The sequence below is a fragment of the Flavobacterium limicola genome (assembly GCF_003634755.1).
Taxonomy (GTDB): domain Bacteria; phylum Bacteroidota; class Bacteroidia; order Flavobacteriales; family Flavobacteriaceae; genus Flavobacterium; species Flavobacterium limicola.
Window position 1 is genome coordinate 406,096 of record NZ_RBXA01000001.1, and the last position, 18,800, is coordinate 424,895.

Consider the following 18,800-nt stretch of genomic DNA (forward strand, 5'->3'; position numbering starts at 1 on the left):
CACAACATTAAACATTGTGAGGCTTTTTCATATATCTTAATTCCTATTCCTAAAAGAACCAAGTCGCCACAAAAATTGCTGTAATCACACAAATTACATCTACAATAAGCATCGTTCCTAGTGCGTAACGTGTGTTTTTAATATTTACAGAACCAAAATAAACGGCTATCACATAAAAAGTACTTTCGGCACTACATTGAAAAATACTGCTCAATCTTGCCGTTAAAGAATCCGCTCCAAAAGTATTCATCGAATCAATCAAAAACCCTCTTGATCCTGCAGAACTAAAGGGACGAAGCAACGCAACCGGCAAAGCATCTGTGATTTCTTTACTAACTCCCATATTTGAAAAAATGAAAGCAATCCAATTGCTTATAATTTCAAATAAACCACTGTTTCTAAATAAAGAAATAGCAACTAACATTCCTAAAACATAAGGAAAAATAGTCACTCCGGTTTTCACACCATTATTGGCTCCCACTACAAAGCTTTCGAAAACGGTAGTTGATGCTTCTGTAAATTTTTTCTCATTTATAAAGGAAAAAATTAAAGTAAAAGCAATAATTCCAATTAATATTAAAGCGGAAAGATTAGAGGTAAAATAGTTTTTTCCAATTAAATCCAAATGATTTACATACATCAACAAACCAACAATAGCAGCTATTAAAACCATCAATACAATAACCAAAGAAGCACTTTTAAAATTGATTCTTTGTTTGATTCCAACAATTAAAAAGGCTGCAATAGTACCAATAAAAGAAGTGATAATACAAGGTAACATCACATCCGCAGGATTGCTAGCATTTGCCGCAGCACGATACCCTATAATAGATGTAGCGATTAAAGTAAGTCCCGAAGCATGCAAACACATAAACATAATTTGCGCATCACTGGCCTTGTCTTTCTCTGGATTTATTTCCTGTAAACTCTCCATGGCTTTTAGACCAAACGGAGTTGCAGCCGAATCCAATCCTAGAAAATTTGCAGCAAAGTTTAAGGTCATATAAGAAATAGAAGGATGATTTTCGGGTATACTTGGGAACACTTTTACAAATACAGGACTCAATGCTTTAGCTAACTTTCCAGAAGCTCCTGAAATGATTAAAAGCTCCATCAATCCGCAGAAAAAAGCCAAATAAGCCATTAAAGGAAGGATTAAATCCAATAAAGTACTTTTACATGTTGGCAATAATCCATCTGATTTTTGAACGCCACTGTAAATTTTTACCGTTTTGTTTTTAAAAACATAAGTCGTGTCCGCATTTAGCGTGTCCCGATTGATAATCATGGTTTGTTCTGGTGCTTTTTTGATGCTGTCTTTAATAAAAGCAGGAAGTTCTTCGGCAAATTTCTCCGAAACTAGAATCGGATCATCTTTCTTTCCGTTCAAAACGTGGTCAATGGTATAACTGTCTCCAGAAAACAAACTAAACACTACAAATACTATTGCTGAAATAAAAATGACCAACCAAAATCTACTCAATACCATAATCTATAATTTTTGTAAATGTAATAAATCAATATCAATTGCAATAACAATGATATAATGCTTACACATGAATAATCTCATCTTCAATCAACAATTCTTCCCTGCGTAATCTCAAGAAAATCTGTGCCACGGCGATGGTATCTTTCTCACAATAAGTAACAATGCGGTCAATGTCTTTGTCTACATAAAACACATGTCCTACTTGGCTTCCGTCGATATCGCCTTTTGGAGAAGGGATTCCAAGAACTTTACACATCAATTTTAAAGAAGTAAAATGTTTGTAATCGCCAAATTTCCATAATTCCAAAGTGTCTAAATGTGGGATTTCCCATGGTTTTTTTCCAAATAAATTCAGCTTGTTCGGAATGGCAATTTGGTTGATAATCATGCGTCGGGCAAGGAACGGAATATCAAATTCCTTAGCATTATGACCACACAAAACATGTTGAGGCTGATTGAAATGATTGTTCAGCAAATTATTAAAGTCCAACAATATTTTCTTTTCTTCTCCAAAGAAAGAAGTCACTCTAAAATTCCGAATATCGCCTTTGATAGTAAAATAACCCACCGAAATACAAACGATTTTCCCAAACTCGGCCCAAATTCCCGCACGGTCGTAAAAATCCTCCGGTGTGTATTCGTCTTTGCGCTGGTATTGGGTTTTATGCTCCCAAAGGTCTTTCATTTCAGCATCTAATGCATTGAAATCTTCGGCTTCCGGAACAGTTTCTATGTCGAGAAACAGAATGTTATTGAGGTTTATTTTTTCTATCATTTTATGGCACGCAGATGACGCGGATTTTAGATATTTGCACGGATTTTCTTAAACGAATATAGGGAATTTATTGACAAACAACTAAAAAAGAGTTTGTTGCGTTGTTGGGTTTTCATGTTCTAATAACCATTTCTTTCGCCATAATCCGCCTGCATATCCTGTTAATGAACCATCTGTCCCAATGACTCTGTGACAGGGAACGACAATCCAAAGCGGGTTTTTCCCGTTGGCATATGCAACGGCTCGAATGGCTTTGACATCACCCAGTTTTTTGGATAAATCCATATAGCTACAGGTTTTTCCAAATGGGATTTCCAGTAATCCTTTCCAGACTTTTTGTTGGAATTCAGTGCCTTTTGGATTCAGCGCAAAGTCAAAATCGGTTCGTTTTCCTTCAAAATAATCGTTGAGCTGATTCACCGCTTCTTGCAAAACAGCAGGAATTGCGTTAGAAATTTCACCTTCATCAGCAACTGAAATTACGGATATTCCGTTTTCATCACCGATTATTGTGGCAATTCCTAAAGGCGTTTTGATGTAGGCTGTTTCCATATTTTAAAGATAAAAAAATTAACCACATTGTTCCCAAAGAAGCAACAAAGTTCAGTAAAAAATAAAAATCAGAACGTTTTGAACATAAAAAAACCACTCGCAGGGACGAATGGTTCTTGTATTTTAGCCCTGATAGCAGCGGCATCTCCCGATTTAGAAAAACAAGGCTTTTTAGCCGTAGTTTTTATTTATCGGGAATACAGCGAATAGCAGGATTAGCTCCAGATACTGAAACAAGTTCAGTGTAAATTATTTCAAATGTGAGTAAACGTAAGCTTCTAATGCTTTTAATTCATCATCAGACATCGCTTTAGTAACCGCAAAGTTTGTTTTCATAACTTCGTACTGGCTTGGGTCAACAATAGGCTCGCCTTCCCCTTTAAGAAACACTACCATATCAGCATTTTTATCTTTGTAAATCTTAGCAATATCCTGCAGGCTTGGCCCTATCACTTTCTTATCAACTTGATGACAGGCCACGCAATTTCCTTTTCCTTTGAAAATTTCTTTCCCTAATTCCTCTGGAGTTTGGGCAACTTCTTCGGTAGTGGTTGGGTATAAAGATTCTTTTTTTACTTCTTCTTTTTTACAAGAAGCTAATGCTAAAACGGCAAATAAAAACAACGTCTTTCTCATGTTAATTTCTTTAATTATTGATGTCTAAAGCAGTAAAAATTACCAACCCACATATTTGGGTGGCTGAATTTGATTCAGGTTCAAATATACTAAAATTTGCGCTCTGTGATGAGTAACATGATCTTGCATCAAATTAAGTATCTGTAATTTTGATTTTGGACCTGCAAAAAAAGCTACTTTTTGGGACAGTTCAATATCATTGGTTTTTTGTACAAATGTCTTTGCTTTATCAAAAGAGGCTTTTATTTCTTGGATCATTTGCGCTTTCGAAAGTTCTTTTACAGCTTCTTTTTTCACATATTTCTCTTCCGAAAAATGCGTTGTACTCAACCAATTCATATTCTCTTGTATGTGAAATAACTGTTCTCTAAATGACATTTCACGGGCAGTTGGTTTGTAATCATATTTATCTTCCGGCATAGCTTCTGCAACGGCTACTAAATAATCTTTGGAATTATCCCATTTCTCGACAAAAGTGGAAACTACCTCAACTTGTGCAAAAATGCTATTGGAAAGCAATAAAACCGCTATTATTAAACATTTTTTCATGTTTATTTGTTTAAAAGTATTGCGGCTTCTTTGGCAAAATAAGTCGAAATCAAACTGGCTCCGGCGCGTTTGATACACATTAGTTGTTCCATCATAATTTTATCGTGGTCCAACCAACCTCTTTCGGCAGCGGCTTTAATCATAGCATATTCACCCGAAACGTGGTATACCGTTACCGGAACATTTACCGCGTTTTTAACTTCACGAACGATATCTAAATACGCAATTCCAGGTTTTACCATAACCATATCAGCGCCTTCTTCCACGTCCCACAACGCTTCTTTGATAGCTTCGATACGATTGGCATAATCCATTTGGTAAGTTTTTTTGTCTTTTGGAATTTCAGTGGCGTCAACAGGAGCGCTGTCTAATGCATCACGGAAAGGTCCGTAAAATGCAGAAGCATATTTAGCCGAATAACTCATGATTCCCACGTTATGAAAACCGGCAGCATCCAAACCTTCACGCAAGCGCAATACGCGTCCGTCCATCATGTCCGATGGCGCTACAAAATCAGCTCCGGCTTGCGCATGAGAAACAGCCATTTTAACTAATGCGGCGTTAGTGGCATCGTTGGCAACATCTCCTTTATCGATGATTCCGTCATGGCCATAAATAGAATAGGGATCCAAAGCTACGTCAGGCATTACAATCATTTCCGGACAAGCGGCTTTGATGGCACGAATGGCATTTTGCATTAATCCGTTTGGATTCCAAGCTTCATTTCCTTCGTTATCTTTTAAATTCTCACTTACTTTTACATAAATATTCACCGCACGAATTCCCAATGCAAATATTTCTTTGACTTCTTGTACCGTTAGATCTATAGAACGACGAAATATTCCTGGCATGGAGGAAATTTCTACTTGATAATTTTCTCCCTCAGCAATAAACATAGGAAACATAAAATCCGCTGGACTTAAACTGGTTTCACGAACTAAACTTCTAATGGATTCGTTCGTTCTTAATCTTCTGCCTCTGTGTAATGGGAACATATGTTTTTGTTTAAAGTTTCAGGTTTAAAAGTTTAAAGTTAAACCCATTTAAAATTTAAAATTCAGAATTTAAAATAAACCTAAAGCCAATCTCTTGGATTCTCTAATACGTTTACTAATTTTTCTTCTTCGCTTCCGGCTTCTGCATGATGGTCGTATACCCATTGCACATGTGGTGGTAAACTCATCAGAATACTTTCGATTCTTCCGTTAGTTTTTAGTCCAAATAAAGTGCCTTTGTCGTGCACCAAATTAAACTCCACATAACGACCACGACGGATTTCCTGCCACGTTCTTTGTTCTGGAGTATACGGTAAATTTTTTCTTTTTTCTACAATTGGAACGTAGGCTTCGAGGAAGCTATTGCCAACTTCGGTTACAAAGTTGAACCAATCTTGCATACTCATGTCATCTGTTGCTTTACAATAATCGAAAAACAATCCGCCAATTCCTCGCGCTTCATTTCGGTGCGCGTTCCAGAAATAGGCATCGCATTGTTTCTTGTATTTTGGATAAAACTCCGGATTATGTTTGTCGCAGGCCGTTTTACACGTTTGATGAAAATGGATTGCATCTTCTTCAAACAGATAATACGGTGTTAGATCTTGTCCGCCACCAAACCATTGCTGAATTACTTTTCCGTTTTCATCGTACATTTCGAAATAACGCCAGTTGGCATGAACAGTTGGAGTCATTGGGTTCTTTGGGTGCAAAACCAAACTCAGTCCACAGGCAAAAAAATCAGCTTCGCCTACATTGAACATCTTTTGCATGGCTTCCGGTAATTTCCCGTGAACTGCCGAAATATTAACTCCGCCTTTTTCGAAAACTGCTCCGTTTTCAATTACGCGGGTTCTTCCTCCTCCACCCTCCGGACGCTCCCAAAGGTCTTCACGGAATTTGGCTTGACCTTCAACCGTTTCCAATCCTTTACAGATTTGGTCTTGAAGGTTTTGTATGTAAGAATAAAATTGTTCTTTCATTATAAATTAGTTTTCAGTAATGGTTTTCAGCTACAAAAATGGAAACCAAAAACTGTGACTCTGACTGACTACTGATTGTATTCTTTCACTGCATCAATAAACGCTTTTGCGTGATCCACAGGAATATTTGGTAAAATTCCGTGACCTAAATTCACGATGTATTTGTCTTTTCCGAATTCATCAATCATTTCGTGCACCATTTTCTTGATAACCGGAATTGGAGACAACAATCTAGATGGATCAAAATTTCCTTGTAATGTGATGTTTCCACCTGACAAATATCTTGCATTTCTTGGAGAACAAGTCCAATCAACACCTAATGCTGATGCTCTACTTTTCCCCATTTCGCCTAATGCGAACCAACATCCTTTTCCAAAAACAATTACCGGTGCATCATCAGCCAATGCTTCAATGATTTGGTTAATGTATTTCCAGGAGAATTCCTGGTAATCTACTGGAGACAACATTCCGCCCCAAGAGTCAAAAATTTGAACGGCGTTTACTCCCGCTTTTACTTTTTCTTTCAAATATAAAATAGTGGTATCGGTTATTTTTTGCAATAAAACGTGCGCTGCTTCTGGATGTTGGAAACAAAATCCTTTAGCCATATCAAAACTTTTAGAACCTTTTCCTTCAACAGCGTAACACATAATTGTCCAAGGAGAACCTGCGAAACCAATTAACGGCACCTCATCATTCAACATTTCTTTGGTCAATTTGATAGCTTCAAAAACATACCCCAAAGTTTCGTGAACGTCTGGAACGATAACTTTTTCCACATCTTGAATTGTACGAATTGGATTTGGTAAATACGGACCAAAATTAGGTTTCATCTCCACTTCAATTCCCATTGCTTGTGGAATTACTAAAATGTCTGAGAACAAAATTGCAGCATCCGGAGCAATTCTTCTTATAGGTTGTACGGTGATTTCAGCAGCTAATTCTGGCGTTTGACAACGGGTAAAAAAATCATATTTATCACGCAAAGCGATGAATTCAGGCAAGTATCTTCCTGCTTGACGCATCATCCAAACCGGCGGACGTTGTACTGTTTCTCCTTTTAGTGCTCTTAAAAATAGGTCGTTCTTAATCATGTATTTAAATTTAGCAGATTGCTAGATGCTTTCCGTTTTATAATATTCAATAACTTCCTCAATCACATCTTCGATAGTTGGTGTTTCGGCAATTACAATGTTTTTAATTTTCTTTGTTTCTAATGCTGATGCTGTAGTTGTGCCTACGCAAAAGCAAACTTCATTCTTGATTTTATTGTTTGTCAAATAACTTTCAACCGCAGATGGACTAAAAAATAGAATCCCGTCAAACTTTTCCTGGTCTGATATTTTAAAAGGCGCAAGTTTTGTTTGATAAACTTCGATTTCGTTAAAAGTTATTCCTGCGCTTTTTAATGCTTCAGGCAACGTTTCTTTACGCAAATTTCCGCTTAAAAAAGTATAGCTTTCCTTATTGTAAATCAAAGTGATTATTTCGGCTAATTCAGAGGCGTAATCCAAATAAACATCAACTGTAAAGCCATGCGATTCAAGTAATTCCTTAGTTTTAATACCTACACAAAAAACAGGTTTGGTCTTTAAAACTTCCCAACCACTTTGTTCTATCAAACTTAAAACAGCATTTTGGCTGCTAAAAATCAAGTTGTTGTTGATTGTATTGAGGTCGAAAACATTGTTTTTAATTTCGATGAAATCTTGTTCCAAAAGATCAAAATTAGCATCAATAAATACTTGCCTTTGTTCTGCAGACAATGTTTTGGTGGATAAAATGCTTGTTTGGCTCATTATTTCTTCAAATTATTTTTAATTTCTGTCATCAATTCTGCTCCGCCATTTTCTAGAATTTCTTTGGCACAATAAAAACCTAATTTCTTCCATTCTTGCATCGGAACAGTTTTTTCGATTTCGATTTTTTGCTTTCCATCGATAGAAAATAAAACGCCTTTAAACAAAATATCATCTTCTACAAAAACTGCTAAAGCACCAATTGGTGCCGTACAACCGCCTTCGAGTGTTTTTAAAAACTGTCTTTCGATATGTGTACAAACTTCGGTATCAATATCATTGAGTTCGTTTAGCGCTTGTCTGCAAAATTCATCATTTGCCATTGCAACAACAACCATAGCACCTTGAGCCGGCGCCGGAATCATCCAATCCAAATCAATATAATTGGACGGTTTCAAGTTGATTCTCTCTAATCCTGCTGCCGCAAAAATGGCTCCGTTCCAATCGCTTTCCTGCAATTTCTGCATTCTGGTGTTCACGTTTCCACGCAAATCAACTACTTTATGATTCGGGTACTTGTTTAACCATTGTGCTTGACGGCGCAAACTTCCTGTGGCAATTATACCTTCTCCATTAAGAAAATCAAGGTTGCCTTTGTGTACCAAAATATCCAAAGTATTCGCTCTTTCCAGAACAGCGGCTTGAACAATTCCTATTGGCAAAGCCGTAGGAACATCTTTCATGGAATGCACCGCAATATCTACATGGCCATTTATCATAGCGATATCCAGTGTTTTAGTAAAAATTCCAGTGATTCCTAATTCGTAGAGTGGTTTGTCAAGGATGATATCTCCTTGTGATTTTACCGCTAAAATTTCGGTTTTATAACCTAAATCGTTTAGCTTTTTTTCGACGGTGTGGGCCTGCCAAAGTGCGAGTTCACTGTCGCGGGTTCCTATGCGTATAATTTTGCTCATTATTTTGTAGTCGCTCCTATTTTGAAAACTTTCTCAATCCATTCAATACTTTCGTCCACCATCGTGTCATCATCTTTCAAATGATTCGCGAAATGAGTCGTTATTTTTTGGATAATTCTGTTGCTGATTATTTCGGCTTGCTCTTCATTGAAATTTGAAATTTTCCTGCTTTGGAAATCCAATTCAGATATTTTTATCGCATTCAATTTGGCTTTCAAAGCATTAATTGTCGGTGCAAATTTTCTGCCTTTGGTCCACGTAATAAATTCTTCTTTTATTTCTTCAATAATCGCTTCAGCAGCAGGAATGTGTTTTTTTCTGTTTTCTAAAGTTTCGTCCGTCAGTTGTGACAAATAATCCATGTGAATCAGCGTCACATCAGCTAATTCCTCTACATTTTCATGCACGTTTTTCGGAATCGATAAATCCAAAATCAACATTGGTTTTTTCAAATTCAGAATTGCCTTATCAATTGTTGGATTTTGCGCTCCGGTAGCTACCACAACAACATCTGCTTTTTGTAGTTCCAAATGCAATTCAGAATAATCTTTTACAATTAGATTTAACTTTCCGGCTAATTTCTCTGCTTTTTCTTTGGTTCTATTAATTAAGGTAATATGTTCGTTTTTAGTATGTTTTACTAAATTTTCACACGTATTTCTACCAATTTTCCCTGTACCAAACAATAGAATGTTTTTGTTTCCAATGTCTTGCACATTGTTGATTATATAGCGAACTGCGGCAAAAGAAACCGAAGTGGCGCCCGAACTAATTTCTGTATCGGTTTTTATTTTTTTACTGGCTTGGATAACTGCATTCACCAATCTTTCCATAAAAGCATTGGCTAAACCCAACGATTTTGACTGTGAAAAACTAGATTTTATTTGAGCGATAATTTCAAAATCACCCAGAATCTGACTATCTAAACCTGTTCCTACACGAAACATGTGGCTGATGGCTTCTTGATTCTTATAAACAAAACCTACCTTTTGAAATGCTTCAACAGAGCCTTGACTATTCTCACAAATTAATTTGATTAATTGAAATGGATGTTCCGCGAAACCGTAAATTTCTGTACGATTGCAAGTTGAAGTGACTATCAAACTCTCAATTCCTTCCGTTTTAGCTTGTTCCAGCAAACGCGTTTTTGCAGCAGCATCCAAACTAAACTTACCTCTAATCTCCGCATCTGCTTTTTTATAACTCAACCCTACGGAGTAAAAATACTGATGCTTTGATGTGTTGTTGTTTTCCATATTTGCACTTTTCAAGAAAGTGGAACAAAATTATCACTATAGTATTTATAAAAGTAACGCTAGAAGTTCTTTTTGTATCGCTTAATGATTTTTTAATTCCAATTGCTTATTTAATTGTAAAAAACTCTATTTTTGTAGTGAAATCAAGTCGTTTGAAGTACTCTATTTAGAGTTGTTCTAAATAAAAAGGTTTCAGAAGTATGATTTTCATATTAAAAAAATATCGCTATGAGTTCTCAGGAAATTATAAAAATAGAAGATGATTTTACGCTTATCCGTTTTCAAAATGACGGTATCGACGCTTTCAATGCCCAACGGGAAGTCAGCAGCGGTCTGATTCAATTTCATTTTGGATTGAAAGGAAGCGCCAAATTTATCTTTAATCAAGGGAATTACGCTTTGGAACTGAAAGAGGAAAAATCACTCCTTTTATACAATCCGCAAAAGGAATTACCTTTGAATTTAGAATTAGCCCCAAATTCTTGGGTGATATCTGTGATTATTTCTATCAAAAAATTTCATGCTTTGTTTTCTACAGAAGCGGATTATATTACTTTTTTAAGCGCCGATAATAAAGACAAAAAATATTATAACGAAGGAAATATCAGTCCTTCGATGGCAATTGTTTTGTCGCAATTGTTTCATTACAGCTTACATCCTTCTATAAAAAACCTGTATTACAAAGGAAAAGGATATGAATTATTGAGTTTGTATTTCAATAGAACCGAAGACCCAAACGCAGAACAATGTCCTTTTTTGATAGACGAAGACAATGTAATAAAAATCAAAAAAGCCAAAGAAATCATCATTGCCAACATGGCTGAACCGCCCGGATTACAGGAATTAGCTGATGAAATAGGTTTGAATTTAAAGAAACTAAAAATGGGTTTCAAACAAATTTATGGCGATACGGTTTATGGTTTTCTATTTGACTACAAAATGGATTTTGCCCGAAAATTACTAGACAGCGGTTCCTATAATGTAAACGAAGTAGGACTGAAAATTGGGTACAGCACCGGAAGTCATTTTATAGCGGCCTTCAAAAAGAAATTTGCCACTACGCCCAAAAAATATTTGATGTCAATCAACCCAAATATGCCATAAACAATTGATTTCTTATATTAAACAATAAATAAAAAATAGTTAATCGCAATTTATAAAAAAGTAAGTTTTAATTACTTTTGTACCAACAAAAAAAGACAACATGAAAGGTGTATTATTAGTTAATTTAGGTTCTCCGGAAAGTCCAACTCCTAAAGATGTAAAACCATATTTAGATGAATTTTTAATGGATAAATACGTAATTGACGTTCCGTTTTTGTTGCGAGCATTATTAGTTCGTGGAATAATTTTACAAACAAGACCTAAAAAATCAGCTGCCGCTTACGCAAAAATATGGTGGGACGAAGGTTCTCCGCTTGTCGTGATTTCGAAAAGAATGCACGCCAAAGTAAAGCAATTAGTTGATGTTCCAGTTTCCTTAGCGATGCGTTATGGAAATCCATCTTTATTATCCGGTTTACAAGAATTGCATGATAAAGGTGTGAATGAAGTATTGCTTTTCCCTTTGTATCCGCAGCATGCTATGGCATCAACCACTACAATATTAGAATTAGCCGAAGAACACCGTAAAAAATATTTCCCAGAAATGAAATTTACGATTGTTCCTGCTTTTTATAACAAACCTGATTATTTACAAAACCTTGCTGATTCTATCAAAGGTCATTTAGAAGGTTTTGATTACGATCATTTATTATTCTCCTATCACGGAATTCCGGAGCGACACATTCGCAAGACAGATATCACCAAATCACATTGTAAAATTGATGGTTCTTGTTGTAACACGCCTTCACCGGCACATGAATTTTGCTACCGTCACCAGTGTTATGAAACCACCAAACAAGTGGTAAAATTACTGGGAATCCCAGAAGGAAAATACAGTCAGACTTTTCAATCGCGCTTAGCGGGAGACAAATGGCTGACTCCTTACACGGACGTCGAAGTGAACAAAATGCCTGAAAAAAGAATTAAAAAACTGGCCGTTGTAACACCAGCATTCGTTTCAGATTGTTTGGAAACTTTGGAAGAAATTGCCATGGAAGCCAATCATGAATTCAAAGTTCATGGTGGTGAGGAATTTTTAGCAATTCCGTGTTTGAATGACAGTGACGATTGGTGTAAAACCGTAAGCAATTGGATTACGAATTGGTCAAACGCCTCTTCAACTGTTAAAGTTGACTCTGAAAAAATAAACGCTTAAATGGCTGTTACCGCCGATGAGTTAGGAACACAGGACATCAAAAAACTCTTGATAAAACAAGCAGTTCCGTCTTCTATTGGGATTTTATTCATGTCGGTTAATATTTTAATTGACACGATTTTTGTCGGTCAATGGATTGGTTCTTTGGCCATTGCGGCGGTAACCGTAGTTTTGCCCATCACCTTTTTGATTTCTTCTTTGGGAATGGCAATTGGTGTGGGCGGAGGTTCTGTACTTTCCAGAGCATTGGGAGCGAATCACAAGGAAAAAGCATTGCAGACTTTTGGTAATCAAATCATGATGACTTTTTTATTGGCATCAGTATTTGTGCTATTTGGTCTTTTTTTTAGCGACGAAATGCTAATGCTTTTTGGTGCTAAAGGGGCTATAATGGAACCCGCCAAAGAGTTTTTTATTCCCATAATTATTAGTGTTCCATTTTTAGCACTTTGCATGATGGGCAATAATGTGATTCGTGCAGAGGGCAAGGCAAAATTTGCGATGGTCGCCATGATTATCCCTGCATTTGTAAACATTGCTTTGGACATTCTTTTTATCAAATACTTAGATTTAGGAATGTTTGGCGCTGCTTTGGCTACAGCCATATCCTATTTTACGTGTTTCTTGTTTGTGCTTTGGTTTTTTGTTTTCAAAAGCGAACTGCAATTAAAAACAAGACATTTCAAATTCAATATCCCTATTGTAAAAGAAATAACTGAATTGAGTTTTGTCACGTTTTCGAGACAAGGAGTTGTGAGTATTTTATCCATAATCCTGAATCACACTCTATATACTTACGGTGGCGAACATTCCGTTGCTATTTATGGGATTATAAGCCGAATGTTGATGTTTGCCTTGTTTCCAATTCTGGGAATTACACAAGGATTTCTGCCAATTGCCGGATTCAATTATGGCGCAGGAAATTATTCAAGAGTGAAAGAAAGTGTCCAACTTTCGATAAAATACGCTGCTATATTAGCCTCACTGATTTTTGTGGTTATTTTAATTTTTGCCAAACCTATTGTTGCTGTTTTTACGACTGATCCTATAGTAATTGACCAAACTCCGGAAGCGTTGCGCTGGGTTTTTGCGGCTTCGCCAATTATTGCTGTTCAACTCATTGGTGCAGCTTATTTTCAAGCAGCAGGAAAAGCAAAAAAAGCTTTGCTTTTGACGTTAAGCAAACAAGGATTTTTCCTAATTCCGTTAGTGCTGATTCTACCAAATTTTTTAGGTATTTTTGGAGTGTGGATTGCATTCCCAATCGCGGATGTTTTATCAACGATATTAACTGGCTATTTTCTAAAAAAAGAAATGAATACAAAACTGATTCAAACTAACGATGGAATATTATAATTACCTTAAATCCTTGCACCTCATCTTTGTAATCACATGGTTTGCAGGATTATTTTACATTGTGCGCTTATTCGTTTACCAAATTGAAGCGGCACAAAAACCATCTCCAGAAAAGGAAATTCTGCAAAAACAATATAAAATAATGACTTACCGTCTTTGGTACATTATCACTTGGCCTTCAGCAGTTTTAGCGAGTATTTTCGCATTTTGGATGCTGTTTTTCACAGATTTAGGACAAGCTTGGTTAAAAATGCCTTGGATGCACGTAAAACTTGGCTTTGTATTTGTGTTGTACTTATACCATGCAAAATGCCAGCAAATATTCAAGCAATTGCAAAATGACGAGGTGAAATACACAACAACTTTCATGCGTTTGTGGAATGAAGGCGCGACCATTATCCTTTTTGCAGTGGTTTTTTTAGTGGTTTTAAAAAATGCCGTTAACTGGATTTATGGCGTGATTGGGATTTTCTTATTTTCCATTTTGATAATGCTTGGTTTTAAATTTTACAAAAGAATTAGAGAAAGAAATCAATCATAAATATGTTCAAAAGTTTCAAAATAGCAATGCTTTCTTTACGAATCAGGATTTTCCTTTCGATGATTGTATTGATATTAATGGCTTCTGTAATACTAGCTTCCATTTCAATCATCCAATTCAAAAATGAAGCTAAGGAATATCATCAAGAGCGGTTAGAGCGCAATGAAAATGCAGTAAAACAACACATTAACTTTATCCTTTCAACAACCACCTATCCGTTGACTTCTGCGAATCTGGATTTAATTTTTAAAGATAAAATTCACGAATTAGCTCACATTCACAACATCGAAATCAATATTTACAGCTTAGACGGAAAGTTGTTGAAATCCTCTAAGGAATCCTTTTCTGTTGATAAAGTGGCCCCGCCAATTCCTAAATATATTTTAAAGTTGGTTCGTTCCTCTATCGAAAAAAGATACGTAGACATCAAAACTATTGATGGCAAAAAGAACCGTTCTGCTTTCAGCCAAATTAAAGATGACAAGTTTAAACCATTAGGAATCTTAAATCTGCCTTATGTAGAAGATGACGGCTATTATGAAAACGAACTCAAAAGTTTCTTGATACGTCTTGGACAAGTTTACACTTTCATGCTTCTGATAGCTTTTGCCCTTGCCTACTTCCTATCATCTTACATCACAAAATCATTAAAGACCATTTCGGATAAGCTGAGTGAAACAAGTTTGAACCAAAAAAACGAGAAAATTGTTTTAGAGGCCAGCAGTAAAGAGATTAATCTTTTGATAAAAGCATATAATGGAATGGTGGATGAACTCGAGAAAAGTGCCATTAAATTAGCGCAAAGCGAACGTGAAGAAGCTTGGCGCGAAATGGCGAAACAAGTGGCGCATGAGATCAAGAATCCGCTTACGCCAATGCGCTTAACAGTACAGAGTTTTCAGCGAAAATTTGACCCGACTGACCCCAATGTAAAACAGAAAATGAACGATTACTCAGAAACGTTGATTCAACAAATTGACACCATGAGTGCGGTGGCTTCGGCTTTTTCAAATTTTGCATCGATGCCAGCACAACAAAATGAAACTTTGAATGTGGTAGAAGTAGTTGAACTTGCAATGGATATTTTCAACGAAGAATACATTGAATTCCAAAGTGATTCTCCTGAGATTATTTCGAAAATTGACAGAACACAACTCATACGAATTATCACCAATTTAGCAAAGAATGCTATTCAATCGATACCTGAACAACAAGAGATTAAATCAGTCATTGTTCGCATCAAAAAGGAAGCAAACAATGTATTAATTACCGTTAACGATAACGGAATTGGAATTCAGCCTGAAGATATTGACCGCATATTTGAACCAAAATTCACCACCAAAAGCAGCGGAATGGGTCTTGGTCTTGGAATTATAAAAAACATTATCGAAAATTATAAAGGAACGATTACCTTTGAAACTGAATTTGGAAAAGGAACTACTTTCACGGTTTCACTTCCCATAATTAACTCTTAAAATTACAACTATGAATTACGAAAATATATTAATTGCAACAGAAAATAACATTGCAACGATTACCATTAATCGTCCTACAAAACTAAATGCGTTGAATGTTGCCACGATTTCTGATTTGAACAAAGCGTTTAAAAACTTAGGAAAAAATGCTGAAATTCGTGTTATTATTTTAACGGGAAGCGGTGAAAAAGCGTTTGTGGCCGGAGCCGATATTTCAGAATTTGCTCATTTCTCGATTGAAGAAGGAACGCAACTAGCCGCAGAAGGACAAGAAAAATTATTTGATTTCATAGAGAATTTAAAAACTCCGGTAATTGCAGCAGTCAATGGTTTTGCATTGGGTGGTGGATTAGAATTAGCGATGGCGTGTCATTTCAGAGTCGCTTCAGAAAATGCAAAAATGGGATTGCCAGAAGTTTCATTGGGCGTAATTCCAGGTTACGGAGGAACACAACGTTTGCCACAATTGATAGGAAAAGGACGCGCGATGGAAATGATTATGACCGCCGGTATGGTAACGGCACAAGACGCTTACAGGACTGGATTGGTAAATCACGTAGTTCCTGAAGCCGAACTTTTAGACTACTGTATGAGTGTTGCCAATAAAATAATCAAGAACTCTCCGTATGCTATTGGTAAAGCCATAAAAGCAGTCAATGCTAACTTCAAAGAAGGAAAAAATGGGTATGAAGCCGAAATAAAAGCCTTTGGAAAATGCTTTGGAACCGAAGATTTTAAAGAAGGAACAACGGCTTTCTTAGAGAAAAGAAAAGCAGTGTTTACTGGAAAATAATAACAAAAGAGAGCCTCATTGGTTCTCTTTTTAGTTACAAGTAGTATCCTTTAAAATAATCTTTCTTCAAAAACGGATTGTTTGATTTACAACACTTAATTTTGCAAACCCGTTTCGGAATATAACACATCATCTAAAAATCAACATATGTCCTTCCAACCTGTATTTGAACTTTTCTGGGAAAAGGTAAAAGAAAGTATCGAAAACCACACTTACGCCAAATTAACACTTGCCAAAACCATTGGTGATACCGAACTGAAAAACATCTATGTGCGTCCCGTTTTATTAGAAAATAACGTGTTTAGTCTTTCGGTTACGGCGCGCTACAAAACCGAAGAAATAGAAAGTTTTCATACACTTGATGAAGCTTTCATGATTTTAGCCCCTTTTATGAACAACCCCTTTCTGACCGCTTTGCTGTTTACAACAGAGAATGATATCACTTTTAAACTCAATAAAAAAAGAGTGGGAACCATTATCGAGCAAGTGCCAACTTTTAAAAACGCTTCGGATGTGATTTTGGAAATGAAAGAAAAAGGAATTTAAAATTAGTGGTCAGTAATTAGAATTTAGTGATCAGTTCATAGTTTATGTGTAAAACAAGACTGAAATCGATTTATTTGAATACAGCAGTTCTACTTAACTTCAATAAACTGTATACTAAAAACTGGACACTGTTAACTTATTTCTCCCCTTCCCATTCAGCATAAAACTGAGCAAGAAATCCTTCCATGTAACGATGTCTTTCTTGTGCAATTTGTTTTCCGGTCTGTGTATTCATCTTATCTTTCAAAAGCAATAACTTTTCGTAAAAATGATTAAGCGTTGGAGAATCGTTCTTCTTGTACTCCTCCTTGGTCATACTGGAATTTGGAGCAATTTTAGGGTCGTATAGCGCTCTATTTTTAAATCCGCCATAATTGAACGTTCTCGCGATTCCAATTGCGCCAATCGCGTCTAAACGATCCGCATCCTGAACCACATCTAATTCTATAGATGAGAATTTCTTTTCGAAATTACCGCCTTTGTATGAGATGTTTTCAATAATATTCACCACATGAGTGATTATCTCCTCATCAACATTTTCTGATTCTAAAAATTCACGGGCAATTCTTGGACCTACGGTTTCATCACCATCGTGAAATTTACTATCGGCAATATCATGAAGCAAAGAACCTAATTGAACTATAACAGGATTACAAACTTCATTTTTTGAAATCAGAACAGCATTTTTATAAACTCTTTCAATATGAAACCAGTCGTGGCCACCTTCGGCATTTTCTAATTTTTCTTTTACAAAAAGAATCGTTTTATCTATTAAATCAGGGTTTATCATTGTTTATTATATTTTAAAAAAAATGTTGAATTTCAAAGTTTTCCAACTTCAAAATCCAACATTTCAATTCTTTATTTAGAACTCAAAAATCTATCGTACTAAAGCTGGCTCAACCCATTTGAAGATATGTGATTCTTGTGGAATGACTAATCTTTCAGATATTTTCGCCATTCTTGCAGGTAGTTTCATCAAATAATCACGGGCTTTTTCTGCTTCATCTGTCAAACCGGAAATCTTGTCAATTTCCCATTTGTCAATTAATTTTTGCATAATATCCACATAATCTGCTGCGGTATAAACCCCAATTCGTTGTGCTGAATCAGAAAACTGTTCGAAAGCAGTGCTTATTTTTTCACCGGATTCTCTCAAGAAATGTGCCGGCATAACGATTTTTGCTTTCATCATATATTGGAAAGCAAGCATCATTTCACTTGGATCAACCTGAAAAATACGATTTACAAATTCGCTGTACGCATGATGATGACGCATCTCGTCACCAGCAATCATTTTGCACATTTTAGACAATTTGTTATCACCATATTTCTTAGCCATTTGCGCTACTCTATTATGAGAAACGTATGTTGCTAATTCTTGGAAACTAGTGTACACAAAGTTTTTGTAAGGATCTCTTCCGGTTCCAATATCAAAACCATCGTTGATAAGGTGTTGAGTTGTCATTTCTACTTCGCGCATGTTTACACGACCCGATAAATACAAATATTTGTTCAGTAAATCACCGTGACGATTTTCCTCACCAGTCCATTGTCTGATCCATTTAGACCAACCGTTTCTTTCTACATTATCAATTCCTTCTACGTCCATTAACCAGGATTCGTAAGTTGGCAAAGCTTCCTCGGTAATGGTATCCCCTACTAAAGTTACCCAGAAATCATACGGTAATTCTTTTGCAATTTCACGTAATTCTTTGACCTCATCAAAAAAAGTATCGCTTTGGGAATTAGGCAAAAAATCTGTTGGTTGCCATATTTTTTCCACTGGAATTAGATACTGATCGACAAAGCTGTCTACGTTTTTTTCCAAAAACTGCATTACTTCTAATCGAATGTTTTTTATTGACATTATATATA

General features: G+C 36.0%; 20 protein-coding genes. 7 read left to right on the plus strand and 13 right to left on the minus strand.

What is annotated here, in order from left to right; translation table 11 throughout:
* Nucleotides 1-49 precede the first annotated feature (49 nt).
* The 11 genes from BC952_RS01765 to hemA all read right to left on the minus strand — a co-directional run bounded on the left by BC952_RS01765 (nucleotide 50) and on the right by hemA (nucleotide 9,951).
* Nucleotides 50-1,489: a nucleoside recognition domain-containing protein gene (locus BC952_RS01765; protein ID WP_121363996.1), complete on the minus strand. Its 1,440-nt coding sequence runs from the start codon at nucleotides 1,487-1,489 to the stop codon at nucleotides 50-52.
* A gap of 61 nt (nucleotides 1,490-1,550) precedes the next feature.
* Complete coding sequence (locus BC952_RS01770) at nucleotides 1,551-2,264, minus strand: 3'-5' exonuclease (protein WP_099713896.1); 714 nt, start codon at nucleotides 2,262-2,264, stop codon at nucleotides 1,551-1,553.
* 81 nt (nucleotides 2,265-2,345) lie between these two features.
* Nucleotides 2,346-2,816: a methylated-DNA--[protein]-cysteine S-methyltransferase gene (locus tag BC952_RS01775; RefSeq protein ID WP_121363997.1), complete on the minus strand. Its 471-nt coding sequence runs from the start codon at nucleotides 2,814-2,816 to the stop codon at nucleotides 2,346-2,348.
* 249 nt (nucleotides 2,817-3,065) lie between these two features.
* Nucleotides 3,066-3,452, minus strand: coding sequence for a c-type cytochrome (locus BC952_RS01785; protein WP_121363999.1), 387 nt, complete (start codon nucleotides 3,450-3,452; stop codon nucleotides 3,066-3,068).
* 39 nt (nucleotides 3,453-3,491) lie between these two features.
* Nucleotides 3,492-4,001, minus strand: a complete 510-nt coding sequence (locus BC952_RS01790) for a DinB family protein (protein WP_121364000.1) — start codon at nucleotides 3,999-4,001, stop codon at nucleotides 3,492-3,494.
* A gap of 2 nt (nucleotides 4,002-4,003) precedes the next feature.
* Nucleotides 4,004-4,996: a porphobilinogen synthase gene (hemB, locus tag BC952_RS01795; protein ID WP_121364001.1), complete on the minus strand. Its 993-nt coding sequence runs from the start codon at nucleotides 4,994-4,996 to the stop codon at nucleotides 4,004-4,006.
* A gap of 80 nt (nucleotides 4,997-5,076) precedes the next feature.
* Entirely contained in the window at nucleotides 5,077-5,979 is a 903-nt protein-coding gene (hemF, locus tag BC952_RS01800) for an oxygen-dependent coproporphyrinogen oxidase (RefSeq protein WP_121364002.1), read from the minus strand.
* Between the two features lie 68 nt (nucleotides 5,980-6,047).
* Nucleotides 6,048-7,073: a uroporphyrinogen decarboxylase gene (gene hemE / locus BC952_RS01805; protein ID WP_121364003.1), complete on the minus strand. Its 1,026-nt coding sequence runs from the start codon at nucleotides 7,071-7,073 to the stop codon at nucleotides 6,048-6,050.
* A gap of 21 nt (nucleotides 7,074-7,094) precedes the next feature.
* Nucleotides 7,095-7,778 carry a uroporphyrinogen-III synthase gene (locus BC952_RS01810; RefSeq protein WP_121364004.1) on the minus strand — a complete coding sequence of 228 codons (684 nt, stop codon included), beginning with the start codon at nucleotides 7,776-7,778 and terminating at the stop codon, nucleotides 7,095-7,097.
* A complete protein-coding gene (gene hemC / locus BC952_RS01815) occupies nucleotides 7,778-8,695 on the minus strand; it encodes a hydroxymethylbilane synthase (RefSeq protein WP_425269329.1) in 918 nt (305 codons plus the stop codon). Before hemC ends, BC952_RS01810 begins: the two co-directional genes overlap by 1 nt.
* A complete protein-coding gene (gene hemA / locus BC952_RS01820; protein ID WP_121364006.1) occupies nucleotides 8,695-9,951 on the minus strand; it encodes a glutamyl-tRNA reductase in 1,257 nt (418 codons plus the stop codon). Before hemA ends, hemC begins: the two co-directional genes overlap by 1 nt.
* 228 nt (nucleotides 9,952-10,179) lie before the next feature.
* On the opposite strand from hemA, the gene BC952_RS01825 reads away from it, so the two are divergent.
* The 7 genes from BC952_RS01825 (at nucleotide 10,180) to BC952_RS01855 (ending at nucleotide 16,922) form a co-directional block, all read left to right on the plus strand.
* Complete coding sequence (locus BC952_RS01825) at nucleotides 10,180-11,055, plus strand: helix-turn-helix domain-containing protein (RefSeq protein ID WP_121364007.1); 876 nt, start codon at nucleotides 10,180-10,182, stop codon at nucleotides 11,053-11,055.
* 100 nt (nucleotides 11,056-11,155) lie between these two features.
* A complete protein-coding gene (hemH, locus tag BC952_RS01830) occupies nucleotides 11,156-12,211 on the plus strand; it encodes a ferrochelatase (protein WP_121364008.1) in 1,056 nt (351 codons plus the stop codon).
* Nucleotides 12,212-13,567 (plus strand): MATE family efflux transporter, encoded by a 1,356-nt coding sequence (locus BC952_RS01835; RefSeq protein ID WP_121364009.1) that lies wholly within the window; start codon nucleotides 12,212-12,214, stop codon nucleotides 13,565-13,567.
* Complete coding sequence (locus tag BC952_RS01840) at nucleotides 13,554-14,108, plus strand: CopD family protein (protein WP_121364010.1); 555 nt, start codon at nucleotides 13,554-13,556, stop codon at nucleotides 14,106-14,108. The genes BC952_RS01835 and BC952_RS01840 overlap by 14 nt, the downstream gene beginning before the upstream one ends.
* Before the next feature lie 2 nt (nucleotides 14,109-14,110).
* Nucleotides 14,111-15,583 (plus strand): ATP-binding protein, encoded by a 1,473-nt coding sequence (locus BC952_RS01845; protein ID WP_425269330.1) that lies wholly within the window; start codon nucleotides 14,111-14,113, stop codon nucleotides 15,581-15,583.
* Nucleotides 15,584-15,593: 10 nt separating this feature from the next.
* Nucleotides 15,594-16,376 (plus strand): enoyl-CoA hydratase/isomerase family protein, encoded by a 783-nt coding sequence (locus BC952_RS01850; RefSeq protein WP_121364011.1) that lies wholly within the window; start codon nucleotides 15,594-15,596, stop codon nucleotides 16,374-16,376.
* 147 nt (nucleotides 16,377-16,523) lie between these two features.
* Complete coding sequence (locus BC952_RS01855; RefSeq protein WP_121364012.1) at nucleotides 16,524-16,922, plus strand: hypothetical protein; 399 nt, start codon at nucleotides 16,524-16,526, stop codon at nucleotides 16,920-16,922.
* Nucleotides 16,923-17,058: 136 nt separating this feature from the next.
* Here the strand turns inward: BC952_RS01855 and BC952_RS01860 are convergent, their stop codons facing one another.
* Nucleotides 17,059-17,712: an HD domain-containing protein gene (locus BC952_RS01860; protein ID WP_121364013.1), complete on the minus strand. Its 654-nt coding sequence runs from the start codon at nucleotides 17,710-17,712 to the stop codon at nucleotides 17,059-17,061.
* Between the two features lie 90 nt (nucleotides 17,713-17,802).
* Nucleotides 17,803-18,792: an acyl-ACP desaturase gene (locus BC952_RS01865; protein ID WP_113635823.1), complete on the minus strand. Its 990-nt coding sequence runs from the start codon at nucleotides 18,790-18,792 to the stop codon at nucleotides 17,803-17,805.
* Nucleotides 18,793-18,800 lie beyond the last annotated feature (8 nt).

Bases quoted from the DNA above. Each gene is read 5' to 3' on its own strand.
- BC952_RS01850 (WP_121364011.1), top strand. From the start codon at position 15,594: ATGAATTACGAAAATATATTAATTGCAACAGAAAATAACATTGCAACG.
- BC952_RS01810 (WP_121364004.1), bottom strand. From the start codon at position 7,778: ATGAGCCAAACAAGCATTTTATCCACCAAAACATTGTCTGCAGAACAA.
- BC952_RS01765 (WP_121363996.1), bottom strand. From the start codon at position 1,489: ATGGTATTGAGTAGATTTTGGTTGGTCATTTTTATTTCAGCAATAGTA.
- BC952_RS01835 (WP_121364009.1), top strand. From the start codon at position 12,212: ATGGCTGTTACCGCCGATGAGTTAGGAACACAGGACATCAAAAAACTC.
- hemB (WP_121364001.1), bottom strand. From the start codon at position 4,996: ATGTTCCCATTACACAGAGGCAGAAGATTAAGAACGAACGAATCCATT.
- hemA (WP_121364006.1), bottom strand. From the start codon at position 9,951: ATGGAAAACAACAACACATCAAAGCATCAGTATTTTTACTCCGTAGGG.
- hemC (WP_425269329.1), bottom strand. From the start codon at position 8,695: ATGAGCAAAATTATACGCATAGGAACCCGCGACAGTGAACTCGCACTT.
- BC952_RS01790 (WP_121364000.1), bottom strand. From the start codon at position 4,001: ATGAAAAAATGTTTAATAATAGCGGTTTTATTGCTTTCCAATAGCATT.
- BC952_RS01840 (WP_121364010.1), top strand. From the start codon at position 13,554: ATGGAATATTATAATTACCTTAAATCCTTGCACCTCATCTTTGTAATC.
- BC952_RS01845 (WP_425269330.1), top strand. From the start codon at position 14,111: ATGTTCAAAAGTTTCAAAATAGCAATGCTTTCTTTACGAATCAGGATT.
- BC952_RS01860 (WP_121364013.1), bottom strand. From the start codon at position 17,712: ATGATAAACCCTGATTTAATAGATAAAACGATTCTTTTTGTAAAAGAA.
- hemE (WP_121364003.1), bottom strand. From the start codon at position 7,073: ATGATTAAGAACGACCTATTTTTAAGAGCACTAAAAGGAGAAACAGTA.
- BC952_RS01785 (WP_121363999.1), bottom strand. From the start codon at position 3,452: ATGAGAAAGACGTTGTTTTTATTTGCCGTTTTAGCATTAGCTTCTTGT.
- BC952_RS01865 (WP_113635823.1), bottom strand. From the start codon at position 18,792: ATGTCAATAAAAAACATTCGATTAGAAGTAATGCAGTTTTTGGAAAAA.
- BC952_RS01775 (WP_121363997.1), bottom strand. From the start codon at position 2,816: ATGGAAACAGCCTACATCAAAACGCCTTTAGGAATTGCCACAATAATC.
- hemH (WP_121364008.1), top strand. From the start codon at position 11,156: ATGAAAGGTGTATTATTAGTTAATTTAGGTTCTCCGGAAAGTCCAACT.
- BC952_RS01770 (WP_099713896.1), bottom strand. From the start codon at position 2,264: ATGATAGAAAAAATAAACCTCAATAACATTCTGTTTCTCGACATAGAA.
- hemF (WP_121364002.1), bottom strand. From the start codon at position 5,979: ATGAAAGAACAATTTTATTCTTACATACAAAACCTTCAAGACCAAATC.
- BC952_RS01825 (WP_121364007.1), top strand. From the start codon at position 10,180: ATGAGTTCTCAGGAAATTATAAAAATAGAAGATGATTTTACGCTTATC.
- BC952_RS01855 (WP_121364012.1), top strand. From the start codon at position 16,524: ATGTCCTTCCAACCTGTATTTGAACTTTTCTGGGAAAAGGTAAAAGAA.